Raw genomic sequence first — 17,330 nt, 5'->3', positions numbered from 1 at the left:
TAACGCTGACAAAATATGAAAAAGCTATATGCAGTGATTGCCCTTTTGTGTGCAGCAACAACATCCTGCACCAAGGACTTTATTGAACGGGCGCCGGAAGATACGTATACCGACGGCGTATTCTATAAAACAGAACAGCAGTTCAGATCGGCTGTAGTGGCTGCCTATGCGCCACTCAGAGATGTGCTTGTGAATGATTATTTTACTTCAGAGATGCATTCTGATAACACCATTTACCAGGCCATACCTGGTAACAGGGGTACTTCCATCGTGGAACGTGAAAACATCTCCGACTTTACCAATACCTCTACCAATGCCTACGTTGCCGCCACCTGGCAGCATAGTTACACCGGAATTTCCCGTTGTAATATCATTATTGAAAGATTAAAAGGCAGTGATCTTAAAGATGAAGTAAAAGCCACCCTGGATGGACAGGCGAAATTTTTAAGGGCCCTCAACTATTTTAAACTCGTACGGTTATACGGCGGAGTTCCACTGTTTATAAAAGAAGTAACCACGGCGGAAGACGCATTTAAGGCCCGCTCCACCGAAGCAGAAGTATATGCCCAGATCATTGCTGATGCACAGGACGCCATCGCTGAGCTGGCGCCGCCTTCAAAGTTCCCGCAAACAGGAGAGGCTACAAAAGGTTCGGCTACCCTGTTGCTTGCGGAAGTGTATGCCTTACAGAAGAAATGGGCGGACGCGGAAAAGCTGTTAAACAGCATGCTGGCTATGGGTTATGACCTTAACGCTAACTACGCAGATGCGTTTATGCCAGCCAATAAGAATGGCAAAGAATCTGTTTTTGAGATCCAGTTTCTCGGCGGTACACTAACAGGAGCTACGCCTAATGTGCTGCCTTTTCATTTTTTACCAAGAAGTAAGGACACCAAACTGTTAACAGGTATTTCTATTGACAATACGGGCACAGGTGGATGGAATACGCCCAGCGATGATCTCATCAATGATTTTGAACCCGGCGACAAACGCCTGGATGCATCTATCGGCATTGCTGAAGGGACTTACGATGCCAGCAGGTATTTTAGTTATTCAGCTGCCAAAAGCATCATCAATTACGTTCCTGCAACGGGGAAAATTGGTGTTCCCTACATAAAAAAGTATTTGCATGCTCCGTTGGAATCACCTACCGGATCTGGTGACGACTTCCCAATTTATCGTTTTTCCGACGCATTATTGTTACTGGCAGAGGCCTTAAATGAACAGGGCAAATCTTCCGACGCACTGGCGCCGCTGAACCGGGTAAGGAGAAGAGCGGGACTGGCCGATTACACAAATACAGATGCCGCGCAGCTGCGTGCCGCTATTTTTCATGAACGCAGGGTGGAACTGGCATTTGAAAACCATCGCTGGACAGACCTGCTCAGAAGTGGTAAGGCAATATCTGTGATCAACACCTTTGGCGTAAAAATCAGGGAACAACTTCCCTATCTTTCATCAGATGCGTACGTGATCGATCAGCATCACCTGCTGTTCCCCATACCACAAAACGAGGTCGGGCTCAATCCAAAGATCATCCAGAACCCCGGGTACTTTTAATAGTTTTCAAACCAGCATATCATGATGATGAAAAGAGGCTTTTGTATACTGCTACTGTTATCTACCAGTAGCTTTAACAATACACAACAAAAAGAGGAAGACGAGTTTTCAATTGCCATACTTCCTGATACCCAGTATTATACCGCGGAGAAGAACGGTGGGAAGAAAGAAATGTTTACTGCACAAACAGAATGGATCGTAAAAAATGCAGCAAAGGAAAACATCAAATATGTGATTCACCTGGGAGATATATCTGACGACGGTGAAAAGTTTCCGCAACAATGGGTAAATGCCGCTGCATCCATGTATGTGCTGGAAAAGCCGCAACCCGGTTATCCGCAAGGGATTCCGTATGGCATGGCCGTAGGAAATCATGATCAAACGAAAAGCCAGTATCCGCTAAGCGGTAAAACAGATCAGTACAATAAGTATTTCGGCATCGGGCATTTTAAAGATAAAAAATGGTATGGAGGTCACTATGGTGATAACAACGACAGTCACTATGATCTTTTTGAAGCCGGCGGCATTCCCTTTATCAGCATCTTTTTAGAGTACGATTCTTACGGGGAAGATATTGAAGGAATGAACAAGTGGGCCAGCCAGGTGCTCGAAAAATACAGCAACAGGAAGGCGATATTGGGGAGTCATTCTATCCTTCATTTTAATAAGACACCAGGTACCAACAGGAAGGGATTCCCTAAGTTTTCAAAACAGGCCCAACGTATGTTCGACCGGTTAAAAAGTTATCCCAATGTGATGTTAACCTTATCAGGGCATGTGGGGGATAATGGTGAGGGGTATCGCCAGGATGGTTACGCCGGGAATGTTATCCGGTCGTTTTTATCTGACTACCAAAGCCGTCCGGATGGCGGTCATGGATTAATGCGTTTGATGAAGTTTTCGAAATCAAAAGACCTGATCAGTGTCCGCACATTTTCGCCTTATACCGGCGAAGAAGAAAAGGATGCGGATAGTGAGTTTACACTTCCCTGGTTGCATCATACCACGGTAGCCCGCTACCACGATTATGACAATGACCAGCTTACGGATATTGCCTTCTTTTCCGGTGGCTTATGGAAGATAGCAGGACAAAAGGATATTGAGTTTGGCAAGGCCGGGGATATTCCAGCACCGGCTGATTATAACGGGGACGGCAAAACGGAGCTTGCGGTATTCCGGCCTTCAGAAGGTAAGTTTTATATGCAGGGCGGGGAAGTAGTTGCGCTTGGTCAGCCGGGCGATATCCCGGTGTGCGGAGATTACGACGGTGATGGTTTTGCAGAGGTGGCAGTGTATCGTCCATCTACGCTTACCTGGTATTTTGATGGCATGGACAGCATCCGGTTCGGACATAAAAACGGGATTCCCGTTCCGGCAGATTATGATGGGGATGGTATGCTGGATGTAGGCATATTTCGTACCGACAATTCGTTGTGGCAAACAAGTTTGGGAAATATCCCGTTGCAGCTAAAACATGTGCCGGGCGATATCCCCGTTCCCGGTGATTATGATGGCGATGGCAGGGCAGAAATGGCCGTATTCCGCCCTGCAACCGGTGAATGGATTATTGACAGGTTTAAAGAACCGGTCAAGCTGGGAAGGGAAGGAGATATTCCCGTTCCGGGAAATTATTGCAGGGATGGGAAAACATCCCCGGCTGTTTACAGGGATGGTAAGATCTATCTTGAAAACGGGAACACAATAGCAGCTAACCTGGGTAAAGCCGCAGAGCTGGTAAAATAAAATATAAAAAGAAAGGGCCGTGTACATTACACGGCCCTTTCTTTTTTATTCTTCGCCTGCCGGCTGCTTACCACGGTGTTTCCGCAGCTGCGTGAGCAGGGCGCTCATATCTTTGGGCAGTGGCGCCTCTATTGTATATTCTTTACCGGAAGGGTCTTTAAAGATTAGCATAGACGCATGCAGGGCAAGCCTGCTGAGTAATGGCCGCTCTTCTTCCGTGTGCTTGCCTAATTTGAATTTTTTCTTGATAGAGGATAACAGCACAGGTTGTGCGCTGCCATAAAATTCATCTACCGCAATGGGATGCCCCAGGTACTTCATGTGCACCCTGATCTGGTGGGTACGACCGGTATGGATCTGCATCCTGACCAGGCTGTAAAGACCAAATTCCTCCAGCACTTCATAATCTGTAGAAGATGGTTTCCCTTTACGGTTAGTAACCATCTTTCCCTTCTGTACCGGATGCTCCATGATTCCTTCGCTCACATTTCCTTGCTTAGGCATTGGCTGGCCGCTTACCAGGCCGAGGTAAAACTTTTTTACATCCCGGCTTTCAAAAAGCTGCGAGAAATATTTATGCGCTGCTTCGTTGCGGGCAAACAGGATAATGCCACTGGTTTCGCGGTCGAGCCGGTGTACCGTGAATATTTCGCCGTAAGCCTTTTTCATGATCGCTATCAGGGAGGTTAGCTCATTATCATGACGGTCGGGCAGCGTAAGCATTCCTGAAGGCTTGTTTACTACAACAAAATCAGGCGTTTCTAGTATAATATGTTCAGATAATCGCATTCCGTAATTCGGCAGTTATTTTTTAAAGTGTTTCAGCAGGATCACTTCTTTCTCATTGAGGAAGCGCCACTGGCCACGGTTCAGTGTTTTTTTGGTAAGACCAGCATACATTACACGGTCCAGCTTTTCCACTGTATACTCCAGGTGTTCAAAGATACGGCGGACAATACGGTTTTTACCACTGTGGATTTCGATGCCTACCTGCTTTTTATCTTTCGGATCTACATAACCCAGTGCATCTACCAGCGCCACGCCATCTTCCAGGGTTACACCTGCAATGATTTGCTCGAAGTCGGTTTTAGTCAGTGGTTTATCCAGTTCTACCTGGTAAATCTTTTTGATGTTGTGTTTAGGATGCGCCAGGCGTTGTGCCAGTTCACCATCGTTGGTGAGCAGCAATAAACCGGAGGTATTGCGGTCGAGGCGTCCTACGGGATATACCCTTTCATTTTCTGTAGCGTCCTGGATCAGGTCCATTACAGTTTTGCGGCCTTCCGGATCATCGGTAGTGGTAATGTAGCCTTTGGGTTTATTCAGGAGAATGTACACCAGGTTTTTAGTCGGGGTGATTTTTTTATCCTGCATAGTTACCACATCGCTGCTGGTGACTTTGGTAGCGGGTTCTGTAACCACTTTGCCATTCACCGTTACCTTACCTTCTTTGATCAGGTCTACTGCTTTTCTGCGGGAGCAAAGACCACAATGGGCCACAAATTTGTTCAGCGGCATTTCGCCGGGGCCAAATATGCTTTCTTTGCCTTCGTTCGTATGTTCGTGGTCGTTAGCGCCTCTTACTTTTGTGCCTTTTTTTTTATCTTGTTTATCGGCGAAGCGTTCGTTGGTTTTATCAAAGAATTTCTTGCGGTTGAAGCCACTGGGAGTTTCTTTTCCACCTTTTTTCTTTTCTCCGTGGAAATGAAACGCGCTGCTGTCATCAGTTTTTTTAGCTGCTCCTGCACCGTAAGTACGTTTGCGGGGAGCTCTTTCACTGCCTTCTTCTTTATCGAAGCTGCGTACGCGTTCCGGGCGTTCTCCGTCTCTTCTGAAAGCGCTGAAAGCGCGATCGCCATCTGGTTTATCTTTCCGGTCTTTAAAGTCGTTGTCGTTGCTGCGTTTATGGAAAGGCTTTTCGTCTTTGTCGAAACGTTTGCGTGCGCCTGGTTTCTCATCGCGGCCAAAGGAACGTTTGTCGTCGCTTTTACCGAAAGAACGCTTGTCGTCACTTTTGCCAAATGAACGTTTATCATCGCTTTTGCCAAAGGAACGTTTGTCGTCGCTTTTACCGAAAGAACGTTTATCATCACTTCTGCCAAAGGAGCGTTTTTCTTCGCCTTTTTCGCCAAAGCTGCGTTTGAACGGAGGTTTCTCTTCGCTGCTGCCGGTGCTGCGTTTGCTGCGTTGAGGTTTATCGTTTCCAAAGCTATCGGTAGCCGGGCCTTTTTTACGGGCAGGTCTGCCGTTGCTGTCGAAAGTACGTTTGCGGAAAGCAGGTTTTTCATCACCGGCGCTTTCGCCACCAAAGCGGGGCTTGCGGGATGAGGAACTGTCGTCAGCGCTGCGGTTATCTTTTGCAGATGCTCTTCCTGGCCTTTCGCCATCAGCGGAGGAGCGATTGCGGTTGCCTGCTGGTTTGTCGCTTTTACCAAATTTGTTATCCCTTGATGGACCAAACCCTTTTTTAGCAGGTTGTTTTTTCTTCATAAATTATTATTGATTGATGATCATGCGTACATGACCAGTAGATATATTATTATAGAATCAGCCTTTATTGGCGAGTTGTCCGCATGCAGCATCAATATCTTTACCACGGCTGCGACGCAACCTTGCGTTCACCCGGTTTTTGGCAAGATATTCCATGAACTCTTCTGCTTTTTTGGCGTCCGGTTTCTGGAACCGGGCCATATCAATCGGGTTGTATTCGATGATGTTTACCAGATCAGCAGGGACCTGCCTGTATATTTTAATCAGCTCATCAGCATCTTCTTTTGAGTCGTTAAAATCTTTGAAGAGGATATATTCGAAAGAAATTTCGTTTTCAGTAGCCTTGTAGAAGTAATTCAGCGCGTCTATCAGTTCCTTCAGGTTATTGGAATCGTTGATAGGCATAATTTCGCTGCGTTTCTTATCATTGGCGGCGTGTAAAGACAATGCCAGGTTAAAACGTACTTTATCGTCGCCCAGCTGGCGGATCATTTTAGCCACGCCGGCGGTAGAAACGGTAATACGTTTTGGCGACATGCCCAGTCCGTCGGGGGAAGTAATGCGTTCGATGGCCTGTAATACGTTCTTGTAGTTAAGCAGGGGTTCGCCCATGCCCATGAATACGATGTTGCTCAGCTTTTTGCCGGATGATTCCAGGGCCTGTTTATTAAGCAGCGCCACTTCATCATAAATTTCATCGTAGTCGAGGTTACGCTTGCGCTCCATATAACCGGTGGCACAAAACTTACAGCTCAGGCTGCAGCCTACCTGTGAGGACACACAAGCGGTTTGCCGGCTGTCTGTTGGAATCAGCACGCCTTCTACCAGGTGATTATCATGTAGGCGGAAACGGCTCTTTATAGTGCCATCATTGCTTTGCTGTACGGCGTCTACCTTTACAGCAGGAAGGGAAAAATGCTCCGTTAATTTTTGTCGTAATTCTTTGGAGAGGTTGGTCATCGCTTCAAAACTATCGGCATGCCGCAGCCAAAGCCACTCGTATACCTGTTTTGCACGGAAAGGCTTTTCGCCTATTGACCCGAAATATTCCTGTAAAGCCGGTAAACTTAAATGCCGGATATTTTTATTGTCAGACTTCATTATCATTAATTGAGCAGTTGGCTGCCTTACGGCAGTCGGAAAGTAACGGCAAAGATACGTAATATTGGCGTACTGACAGAATGTCCCTTAAAACTGAATGCCACAGCCGTTTCCAGCTGTGGCATCCGCTTATATATGATGTATTCGGCTTATTTCATCCAGATAGCGGCAAAATGGGAGGAATTGTCGTATCCCTGCACCCTGAACAGGCGGTATCCCTGTGCAGAGAGGTCGGTGAATTTCGCCTGGTAGTCGGACGGGGTCATATTCATATAAGAATAGTATGCCTTGCTCTTCGGCCACCAGAGCCCACCTACGTTATTCTGGCTCCCGTTTTCCTCGATGTTTACGTTTACGGTCATCAGACCTGCTTTATTTAATTCCTCGAACTTCTTGGTGAAGTCAGTGGTATTCATGCCATAATACATGTAAAATCCTCCGGGGTTGCTGCTGCCAAATACCCCGGCATGGTAGCGTTTACCGCCTGCGTAGTATACTACGTGTTCGGTTACGCGCATTTTCTGCTGTTCTACATATGTTTTCCATTTGGCGGCATATACTTCATCTGTAGCATTGTGTACAGCGGCGAAGTTTTCATTGCCTCTTTTCTGCCAGATGGCGGTAAACAGCGGATTACCGGCATTGTCGTTGGTAACGGAGATCTGCCGGGGAATATATCCTTTTCCGTAATACTCGTCGAAGTACTGCTGGTACTGGGTGCTGTTCATATTAATGCGGCAATACCAGGCGCCGGGAAGTCCCTGCTGGAAAGAGCCGGATGCCAGGTATTGGTTACCGGATTTATGTACGCTAAGTGTTTGCAGCGCCATGCCCATGCCGGTATAATAGCCCCAGTATTGGGTAATATACTGCACCGGTACATTATGAAAAGAAGGATAGAAGGGTGCAAAGAAGCGGTTGAATCCGCCGTTGGCGCCTATTTCATAGCAGGAGCTGTTGCTGCTTTCTGAGGTAGCATACACGCCATAGGGGTCTACTTCCATCCAGTCGGCGCCCGCACCGGGGCTTTTCACCCACAGCATAAAATGAAGGTGGTTGTTGCCGGTATTGGGATTGGTAGGGGTGCCATCCTGGTTAAGTCCCCAGCCGGCGCCACCAAAGCCTGTATTACCCGCCCAGGCAATTTGCTGGCCGGCGTATACATTATCTCCTGCTTTTACCTTCAGCTTTTGAGCGTTGGTACCCCACAGTAACTGCGATGGGTTGGGCAGGTTGGCAAATTTTTTATACTTGGTATCGCGGGCATCTTTATCATTGGGGTCATTCACTTTAATAACTTTCGCATTAGCCACATCATGATCAAAGCCGCCACGGAGGTGGAAGTAACCAGTGCGGTAGGATGTTCCGTCTGCCGCTTTGTGTTCTATGATCACCACGTTGCCGAAGAACGGATCCCACATGGCGGTCACTACTTTTCCGGAGGCGGAAGCATATACGCCAAAAGTAGGATCAATGCCGGCGCCGTAGGCGTCGCTGGTTTTTAGGAAGTCTACAGAGCCGTGACCACTGCCGTTATCATATTTCCATGCACCGGCCGGGTATACCTTGCTGTTGGTATATGGCAGGTAGAACGGAACTTTTGGCGACAGGCTGCTGGCAAAAGTGCGGGCATCGGTTTCGTTGCTGAACACTGCTGCAGGCGAGGCATACATCAGGTTTTTATTGGCTACTTCATCTTTGATGGAATAGCTGCAGCAGCCGATGGTTACTGTTGGAGGCGTGCAATACAGGGGTGCATTTACTTTCTTAACAGTAATCACTTTTTCCGGCAGCAACTGGAGGTTATCGATATTGATTTGTTGTGCCGTGTTATTGGTAACCAGGTTCCACTTAGGGGCGGCGCGTAGATTTCTTACGTTTACGGCGCCACGGGGAGTTGCTACCTGCCGGGAAGGTTCCGTGCCTTCCATTATTTTGGCAGTGGGTTTAATCGGTCTGTACAAAAGTTCGGAGAGGTTTGTCTCATTTTCGCCCGCGGGTTGTTGGGCTTTCACAATTACAGGTGTAGTGCTGAGCACACAGGCTGCCAGCCACACCACGCTACTAAGGTGTTTCATTTTTGGGGTTATTTTTTGATAGAATTAATGACAGCGGCAAAACTAGGCCCGGCAGGGTGATGAGTCAAGCGACAATTACTGGAAGGCGGGAATAGGGTTATATCTGGCGGTTTTTGTGAATTCCCGTACAAAAGGGGGATGATGTTTTATTGGTTGAGTTGGCGGGATGTGTTTTATTTGCATATAAACCAAAACAACCACATGCAAGTTGCATATATTGTAGATGCGGTGCGTACGCCGATAGGCCGTTACGGGGGCGCATTGAGTACTGTCCGCCCGGATGACCTGCTGGCTCATCTGTTGAAGGCGCTGATGGAAAGAAATCCTTCTCTCGATCCTGCTGTAATAGAAGATGTAATTGCCGGCGCTGCCAACCAGGCCGGGGAAGATAACCGGAATGTGGCGCGTATGGCTGCGTTGCTGGCTGGTTTGCCGGTAACGGTTGCCGGGAACACGGTGAATCGTTTATGCGCTTCCGGTATGCAGGCCATCATGGATGCCGCCCGCGCAGTGATGTGTGGTGAAGGAGATGTATACCTGGCCGGCGGCGTGGAAAGCATGACGCGCGCGCCTTTTGTAATGAGTAAATCGGATGGTGCTTTCAGCCGCAAAACAGAGATGTATGACTCCACCATCGGCTGGCGTTTTACCAATAAGAAACTGGCTGATATGTACTATCCTTTTTCCATGGGGGAAACCGCGGAAAATGTGGCGAACCAGTGGAATATTGGCCGGGAGGAGCAGGATCTTTTTGCCTTACGGAGTCAAACCCTTTACAGGCAAGCCCTGGATGCCGGCAAATGGCAGGATGAAATTATTGCTGTCCCCATCACGCCCAATAAAGAAGAGCAGGTGATTTTTTCAAAAGATGAACATCCCCGCGACACTACGCTGGAAAAGCTTTCAGGGTTAAGGCCCGCCTTTGCAAAAGGCGGCTCAGTTACTGCCGGTAATTCTTCCGGCATCAACGATGGAGCAGCAGCGGTATTGATTGTATCTGAGAAAGCGTTGAAGCAATTTAATCTTCAGCCGCTGGCCCAAATAAAAAGTATGGCGGTAGCAGGCGTGGATCCTTCCATTATGGGGATTGGCCCGGTGCCTGCCTCCACAAAGGCTTTGCAGCGTGCCGGTATCACAGCTGCCCAGCTGCACCTGGCAGAACTGAACGAAGCTTTTGCAGCCCAATCGCTCGCCTGTATACGTGACCTGGCATTGAATCCCGACATCGTAAATGTAAATGGCGGCGCCATTGCCATTGGCCACCCGCTGGGATGCAGCGGTGCACGTATCACAGCCACCCTGCTGCATGAAATGAAACGGAGAAGCGGCGCCAAATATGGTTTGGCCACCATGTGCGTGGGAGTAGGCCAGGGCGCGGCGATGGTGTTCGAACGCGTTTAACGCGGATGTTGTCTTTCTCAGGATTACGCTGATTTTAAGGATTACCTGGATTTTTACTTTTGGATTTTATAAAGGATTAAGGGAGATAGAAGCGGATATATTCGCTTTTATCTCCCTTAATTATTAAATCTAAAAATCTTAAAAAAATCCAAAAGTAAAAATCCAGGTAATCCTTAAAATCAGCGTAATCCTGAGAAAGACAACATCCGCACCTCCCTAAAATAGCGAGCGGTCGGACATTACATCCGGCCGCTCGTTGCTGGCAAGCAAAAAAAAGGGTTCCTCATAGACAGATTTGCTTCTCCGTCATCATTTTCCGGAGATTGATCAGACCATAACGCATCCGACCTAGTGCGGTATTGATACTCACTTGCGTGAGATCGGCAATTTCTTTAAAACTTAATTCTGCATAGTGTCGCAGGATAATCACTTCCCGCTGCTCTTCCGGCAGCATGTCCAGCATTCTGCGAACGCGGTCGTGACTCTGACGGGTAATCAGCTTCTCCTCTGCACAGCTGTCGCTGAAGCCCAGTACATCAAAGATGTCTTTGTCATCTCCGGTCCTGATCATTGGAGTACGCTTGATCTTCCGGAAATGATCCACACACAGGTTATGCGCAATACGCATGGCCCAGGGTAAAAACTTTCCCTTTTCAGTATAACGTTCAGCTCTGATGGTGTCAATAATCTTAATGAAGGTGTCCTGGAAAATATCTTCCGCAAGGAATGAATCTTTAACCAGTAACAGGATAGAGGTGAACACCTTATCTTTATGACGGTGAACCAACTCTTCTAATGCGGAAGAATGCCCCTTTTTAAAGAGGGTAATCAACTGCTCATCGCACAATTTGTACATTACTTGCATAAACTTCTACAACTAGGCGGGTTAGTAAATAAATTACAGACTTTACAGCCAGTTTGGTTGTTTTAATTAAGTAGAGTTTAGGCGATACGAACAGTTTTTAGTTAATGATGATTTTTGGAATATCCAGCGAGATAGATCTGGTCCTATGCAAATATAGAAGATTAGTTCAATAAAACAAATAATAAAAATAGCTTTCCGGGCTTAGGTATTAGCTTTTAGCGTATTGCAGACGCGTGTAAAAAGCAAGCGACCGAGCTAACATCTTTTCCCTTAAATTTGTTCTGTCATGGCAACAAAAGTAAAGAAACAAACAAGCATAATTGATCCTCAGGAAGTTAGCCCACAGGACCAGATTTTCATAAAAGGAGCCAGGGTACATAATCTTAAGAATGTAAGCGTCTCCATTCCCCGCAGTAAACTGGTAGTTGTTACCGGTGTGTCCGGTTCCGGGAAATCATCCCTCACCATGGATACCCTTTACGCGGAAGGACAGCGCAGGTATGCCGAAAGCTTAAGTTCTTATGCCCGCCAGTTCCTGATGCGGATGAACAAACCGGATGTAGATTACATTAAAGGAATTTGTCCCGCGATCGCAATTGAGCAGAAAGTAATTACACGCACGCCCCGCTCCACTGTAGGGTCGATGACGGAAATATATGACTATCTGCGGCTGTTGTATGGAAGAGTGGGTAAAACCTATTCCCCTATCTCCGGAAAACTGGTAAAAAAACATGAAGTAAGTGATGTGGTAGACTATATCACCAAACTGAAAAATGGCACAAAAGTGTTACTGCTCGCACCCTTCCGCAGGCATGCCAAAAGAGAGGTGAAAGAAGAACTGAACATATTGGTGCAGAAAGGCTTTTCCCGTTTATATATGCCTGGTGGTGAAGGCACCGGGTTGGTACGCATAGAGGAACTGCTGGAACAGAAAAAAATTACTGTTCCCGCCGACGCCTGGGTGCTCATAGATCGTTTGGTAGCAAAGGATTTTGAGGAAGATGATAAACATCGTATAGCCGATAGCGTGCAAACCGCTTTTTATGAAAGCGAAGGCGATTGTTACGTGGAAATTGATGGTAAAGAGATGCAGCATTTCGCAAACCGCTTTGAACTGGATGGTATCCAGTTTGAAGAACCGGTTCCCAACCTGTTCTCTTTCAACAATCCATACGGTGCATGTCCTACCTGTGAAGGATTCGGACAGGTGCTGGGCATCGACGCCGACCTGGTGATCCCCGACAAACGGTTAAGCGTATTTGAAGGCGCTGTAGCCCCGTGGCGCGGAGAAAAGATGGGAGAATACAAAGAAGCGCTGATCAAAACTGCGCGGAAATTTGGTTTCCCGGTGCATAAGCCCATCGCAGAACTCACCGATGAACAGGTGAAATTACTCTGGACCGGCAACGAACATTTTTACGGACTCAACGAGTTCTTTAAAATGGTGGAACAGAACCTGTACAAGGTACAATACCGCGTGTTACAGGCCCGCTACCGCGGACGCACTGTATGCCCGGATTGTGGCGGCGGACGGTTACGCAAAGAAGCGCTTTATATAAAAGTAGGCGACCGCAGTATCGCCGAACTGGTAGATATGCCGGTATCCAACCTGAAAGAATGGTTTGATAACCTGCAACTCAATGAGTTTGAACAACAGATCGGGAAACGTATCCTGCTTGAAATTAACCACCGGATTAAAACCTTACTGGATGTAGGTTTGGGATACCTTACCCTGAACCGGGTGGCCAATACCCTCAGTGGTGGCGAAAGTCAGCGTATCCAGCTTACCCGCACACTGGGAAGTAACCTCACCAATTCCATGTATATTCTTGATGAGCCGAGCATAGGATTGCATGCGCGGGATACACACCGCTTGATTGCAGTACTGAAAGAATTGCGCGACCTGGGCAATACGGTAGTGGTAGTGGAACATGATGAGCAGATGATGGAGGAAGCCGATTATATCATCGATATGGGGCCATTGGCCAGTCATTTGGGTGGTGAAGTTATTTTTGAAGGTACTTATCCGCAGATCTTAAAAGATAGTAAAAGCCTCACCGGTAAATACCTCAGCGGTCAGTTTACCATTGATCCGCCGGCGAAAGTACGCAAATGGAAAAAAGCGATTACCATTGAAGGCGCCCGTCAGCATAACCTGAAAGACATCACGGTTGATTTTCCATTACAGGTATTAACAGTGATCAGTGGTGTGAGCGGATCGGGTAAAACCACGCTGGTTAAGCAGATCCTATATCCTGCGCTGATGAAGCTGAAAGGCGAGTTTGCGGAAAGGGTAGGCAATCACAAAGCGCTCAAAGGAGCGCTGGATGATGTTACGCAGGTGGAAATGATTGATCAGAATCCAATTGGAAAATCGTCGCGTTCCAACCCGGTAACTTACATCAAAGCATATGATGAGATCAGGGATTTGTACGCCAAACAGCCGCTGAGCAAGATGCGCGGCTTCCAGCCAAAACATTTTTCCTTTAACGTAGATGGTGGTCGCTGCGACGCATGTAAAGGCGAAGGGGAAGTGATTGTGGAAATGCAGTTCCTGGCAGATGTACATCTTACCTGCGAAAGCTGCGGTGGTAAACGCTTTAAAGACGAAGTACTTGAAGTAACCTATAAAGGGAAGAATATTTACGAAGTACTGGATATGGGCGTAGACGAGGCGTTGGACTTTTTCAAGGACGAAAAAGATGTGTGCAACAAAATACGCCCGTTGAGCAGTGTGGGATTAGGATACGTAAAACTCGGACAAAGCAGTGATACCCTGAGTGGCGGCGAGGCGCAGCGTGTAAAGCTGGCTTCCTTCCTGGGCAAGGGAAAGGCGCAGGGGCATATCATGTTTATTTTTGATGAGCCTACTACCGGTCTGCATTTTCATGATATTAAAAAATTACTGGACTCCTTTAATGCCCTCATCGAACAGGGACATACGGTACTGGTGATTGAACATAACCTGGATGTGATCAGGAGTGCCGACTGGGTAATAGATCTTGGCCCTGAAGGTGGTGCTGGTGGCGGTAACCTGCTGTATGCCGGCGTGCCGGAAGGACTGAAGAAAGTAAAAGAAAGTTATACCGGGAAGTTCCTGAAATAATGATATACATAAAAAAGCCATTGCCTTTACACACGTAAAGGCAATGGCTTTTCTATGTGAAGGACTTTATGCTTATCTGAGCCTGTCCAGTGACTTGATCAGTTTCTCATCTTTATAAATTCCCCTGGCTGCGAGGAATAAAAGTATAATGACAACAATCGGTAAGAAGGAGGCAGGCAAATAAGATGCGGAGGTAATAGTAATGCCGCCGGTATTCAGTTTATTCGCCGTTTGCTGCACTACATAATATTGATAGGCCAGTGCCCCGAAACCAAAAAGAATATTAAATATTGTCAGCCGGAACTGCAGTTTACGTTTCTTAAAAAGAAAAATGGTAACGAGGGCCAGCAGGATAATAATAATATACAGTACAAACAGGAGATAGTTGCTGGAGGCGTTTACAGATTGTTTTACACCATTGGAAAGGGTAGCTCTCCACAAATCGAAAGACAGAGCAGCAGCGCCTGCGGCGGCAGCCAATAGCAGATAGAGAATCTGGATGCGTTGTATCATGATATTTACGAATGTTTAACGCTGTAAAAGTAAGTAATTTTAATGGTTAGCATGCTTAATTATGAGAGGATATCCCACTATTTGGGTGGCTGCCCTTAATTCAATACTTCGTATATTGCACGCCCAATAACAATCTTATATTTATATGGCAAAGAAACTGAATAAGCAGGATGCGTTGGATTATCATGCAAAGGGCAGGCCGGGCAAAATAGAAGTCATACCTACGAAAGACACAAAATCACAGTGGGATCTCTCCCTCGCATACTCTCCCGGAGTGGCAGAGCCATGCAAAGAAATTTTCAATGATGTAGAAAACGTTTACAAATATACCGCGAAAGGCAACCTGGTGGGCGTTATCAGCAATGGTACCGCTGTATTGGGTTTAGGAGATATTGGCCCTGAAGCCGGTAAACCGGTGATGGAAGGGAAAGCAGTATTGTTCAAGATATTCGCTGACATTGACGTATTTGATATAGAGCTGAATGCAAAAGATCCGGATACCTTTGTGGCCGCTGTAAAGGCGCTGGAGCCAACTTTCGGGGGCATTAACCTGGAAGATATTAAAAGCCCGGAGTGTTTTGAAATCGAAGACAGGCTCAGGAAAGAGCTGAAAATTCCGATCATGCACGATGATCAGCACGGTACGGCTATCATTTCCTCCGCCGCCTTGCTGAATGCACTGGAACTGGTAAAAAAGAAAATAGAGAAAGTAAAAATAGTGGTGAATGGTGCAGGAGCCGCTGCCATGGCTTGTGTTAAGCTGTATGTGGCACTGGGCGCCAAGCCGGAAAACTTTATCATGTTTGATAAAGATGGTGTACTGAACAAAGATCGCCAGGATCTTTCCGACAGGCATAAACAATTCACTACCAACACGAAAGTTAAATCGCTGGCAGAAGCCATGAAAGGCGCGGACGTGTTCCTGGGATTGTCTGTAGGAAATGTGGTAACACCCGAAATGATCAGGAGCATGGCTAAAAACCCGATCGTATTTGCCATGGCAAATCCGGATCCGGAAATTGCCTACGAAGCAGCGATCGCAGCCCGCCCGGATATTATTATGGCTACCGGCCGCTCCGATTATCCCAACCAGGTGAATAACGTATTGGGCTTCCCTTACATTTTCCGTGGGGCCCTCGACGTGAGAGCCACACAAATTAACGAGGCCATGAAACTGGCAGCAGTAAGGGCTTTGGCCGATATGGCAAAGTCGCCGGTGCCGGATATCGTAAACCTGGCCTATAATGAAAGAAATATTTTCTTCGGTCCGAAATATATTATTCCCAAACCGCTGGATCCACGCCTGCTCAGCACTGTAGCACCTGCCGTAGCCAAAGCGGCCATGGAAAGCGGTGTGGCGCATCAGCCCATCACCGACTGGGAAGCATACCGGAATGAATTGAATCATCGCCTGGGACTGGACAATCAGCTTTTCAGGATCATTGGTACCAAAGCCCGCCGCGACCCGAGAAAGGTTGTTTTTGCGGAAGCAGATAACCTGAAAGTGCTGAAAGCCGCACAGGTAGTGAACGACGAAGGTATCGCCTACCCGATCCTGTTGGGTAACGAAGCCCGCATCCGTGAGCTGATGCTGGAAAACGCCATCGAAATTGATGACGTGGTGATCATAGATCCGAAGAGCGAACAGATGAAGGAAATGCGTCACCGCTTTGGTGACCTGTTTTTCAAGAAACGCCAGCGCAAAGGACTGAACCTCTACGAAGCGCGTAAAATTATGCGGGAACGTAACTACTTCGGCTGTATGATGGTGGAAACCGGGGAAGCAGACGCCCTCATTTCCGGCCTCACCCGTAAGTATCCCGATACCATCCGCCCGGCGTTGCAGGTAATTGGTATGGAAGACGGCGCAAAGCGTGTAGCCGGCATGTATATCATCCAAACCAAACGCGGACCACTATTCCTCGCGGATACCACCGTAAACTTCAACCCAACAGCGGAAGAACTGGCGGATATCACCATGATGGTAGCAAAGGAAGTGAAGCATTTTAATATGACGCCGCGTATTGCCATGCTGTCGTATTCCAACTTTGGCAGCAGCCAGACGCCGGAGGCGCAAACCATGAGCAAAGCCCGCGAAATAGTGAAGCAACGTGATCCTTCCCTCATTGTAGATGGAGAAATCCAGGCCGCCATGGCTTTTAATAAGGAAATTCTGAAAGATAATTATCCGTTTACGGAATTACTGGAAGAAGAAGTAAACACACTCATCTTCCCTAACCTGGCCGCCGGTAATATCGCTTACAACCTGTTGCAGGAAGTGGCCGGATTTGATGCCATCGGTCCCATCCTGTTGGGAATGAAGAAACCGGTGCATATTCTCCAGCTGGGCAGCACCGTACGACAAATCGTAAACATGGTGAACATCGCCGTGGTAGACGCCCAGGAGAAATGCTGCAGAGACGAGAAGAACGCGAAGGATAAGAAGAAAAAGAAGTAAAATGCAGCGGGTTTT

The 17,330-nt window shown here is 47.3% G+C and carries 11 protein-coding genes; 5 read left to right on the top strand and 6 right to left on the bottom strand.

The genetic code is table 11. The features are described from left to right. The first annotated feature begins 15 nt into the window (after nucleotides 1-15). A complete protein-coding gene (locus AB6805_RS05460) occupies nucleotides 16-1,560 on the top strand; it encodes a RagB/SusD family nutrient uptake outer membrane protein (protein ID WP_370908444.1) in 1,545 nt (514 codons plus the stop codon). Between the two features lie 21 nt (nucleotides 1,561-1,581). Continuing rightward, entirely contained in the window at nucleotides 1,582-3,303 is a 1,722-nt protein-coding gene (locus AB6805_RS05455) for a metallophosphoesterase (protein WP_370908443.1), read from the top strand. A 45-nt stretch (nucleotides 3,304-3,348) separates the two neighbouring features. Here AB6805_RS05455 and AB6805_RS05450 read toward each other — a convergent pair whose 3' ends face one another. From AB6805_RS05450 to AB6805_RS05435, 4 genes are all read right to left on the bottom strand, one after another. Continuing rightward, complete coding sequence (locus AB6805_RS05450) at nucleotides 3,349-4,092, bottom strand: RluA family pseudouridine synthase (protein WP_370908442.1); 744 nt, start codon at nucleotides 4,090-4,092, stop codon at nucleotides 3,349-3,351. 15 nt (nucleotides 4,093-4,107) lie between these two features. After that, the gene (locus AB6805_RS05445) at nucleotides 4,108-5,793 is read right to left on the bottom strand and encodes a pseudouridine synthase (RefSeq protein WP_370908441.1); all 1,686 of its coding nucleotides are present in this window, start codon (nucleotides 5,791-5,793) and stop codon (nucleotides 4,108-4,110) included. A 57-nt stretch (nucleotides 5,794-5,850) separates the two neighbouring features. After that, nucleotides 5,851-6,894, bottom strand: a complete 1,044-nt coding sequence (rlmN, locus tag AB6805_RS05440; protein ID WP_370908440.1) for a 23S rRNA (adenine(2503)-C(2))-methyltransferase RlmN — start codon at nucleotides 6,892-6,894, stop codon at nucleotides 5,851-5,853. A gap of 149 nt (nucleotides 6,895-7,043) precedes the next feature. Then, nucleotides 7,044-8,972 (bottom strand): hypothetical protein, encoded by a 1,929-nt coding sequence (locus tag AB6805_RS05435; RefSeq protein ID WP_370908439.1) that lies wholly within the window; start codon nucleotides 8,970-8,972, stop codon nucleotides 7,044-7,046. A 201-nt stretch (nucleotides 8,973-9,173) separates the two neighbouring features. On the opposite strand from AB6805_RS05435, the gene AB6805_RS05430 reads away from it, so the two are divergent. Next, complete coding sequence (locus AB6805_RS05430) at nucleotides 9,174-10,373, top strand: acetyl-CoA C-acyltransferase (protein ID WP_370908438.1); 1,200 nt, start codon at nucleotides 9,174-9,176, stop codon at nucleotides 10,371-10,373. Between the two features lie 283 nt (nucleotides 10,374-10,656). On the opposite strand, the gene AB6805_RS05425 is transcribed toward AB6805_RS05430, so the two are convergent. Continuing rightward, complete coding sequence (locus AB6805_RS05425; RefSeq protein WP_235015960.1) at nucleotides 10,657-11,238, bottom strand: RNA polymerase sigma factor; 582 nt, start codon at nucleotides 11,236-11,238, stop codon at nucleotides 10,657-10,659. A 286-nt stretch (nucleotides 11,239-11,524) separates the two neighbouring features. On the opposite strand from AB6805_RS05425, the gene uvrA reads away from it, so the two are divergent. Then, a complete protein-coding gene (gene uvrA / locus AB6805_RS05420) occupies nucleotides 11,525-14,344 on the top strand; it encodes an excinuclease ABC subunit UvrA (RefSeq protein ID WP_370908437.1) in 2,820 nt (939 codons plus the stop codon). 72 nt (nucleotides 14,345-14,416) lie between these two features. Here the strand turns inward: uvrA and AB6805_RS05415 are convergent, their stop codons facing one another. Beyond that, nucleotides 14,417-14,857 (bottom strand): DUF4293 family protein, encoded by a 441-nt coding sequence (locus AB6805_RS05415; RefSeq protein ID WP_370908436.1) that lies wholly within the window; start codon nucleotides 14,855-14,857, stop codon nucleotides 14,417-14,419. 145 nt (nucleotides 14,858-15,002) lie between these two features. On the opposite strand from AB6805_RS05415, the gene AB6805_RS05410 reads away from it, so the two are divergent. After that, nucleotides 15,003-17,315, top strand: coding sequence for an NADP-dependent malic enzyme (locus AB6805_RS05410; RefSeq protein WP_370908435.1), 2,313 nt, complete (start codon nucleotides 15,003-15,005; stop codon nucleotides 17,313-17,315). The last annotated feature ends 15 nt before the right edge of the window (nucleotides 17,316-17,330 follow it).

The organism is Chitinophaga sp. RCC_12, from assembly GCF_041360695.1.
GTDB lineage: Bacteria > Bacteroidota > Bacteroidia > Chitinophagales > Chitinophagaceae > Chitinophaga.
Note: the sequence above shows the minus strand (reverse complement) of the source record. Positions and strands in the feature narration are given on the sequence as shown.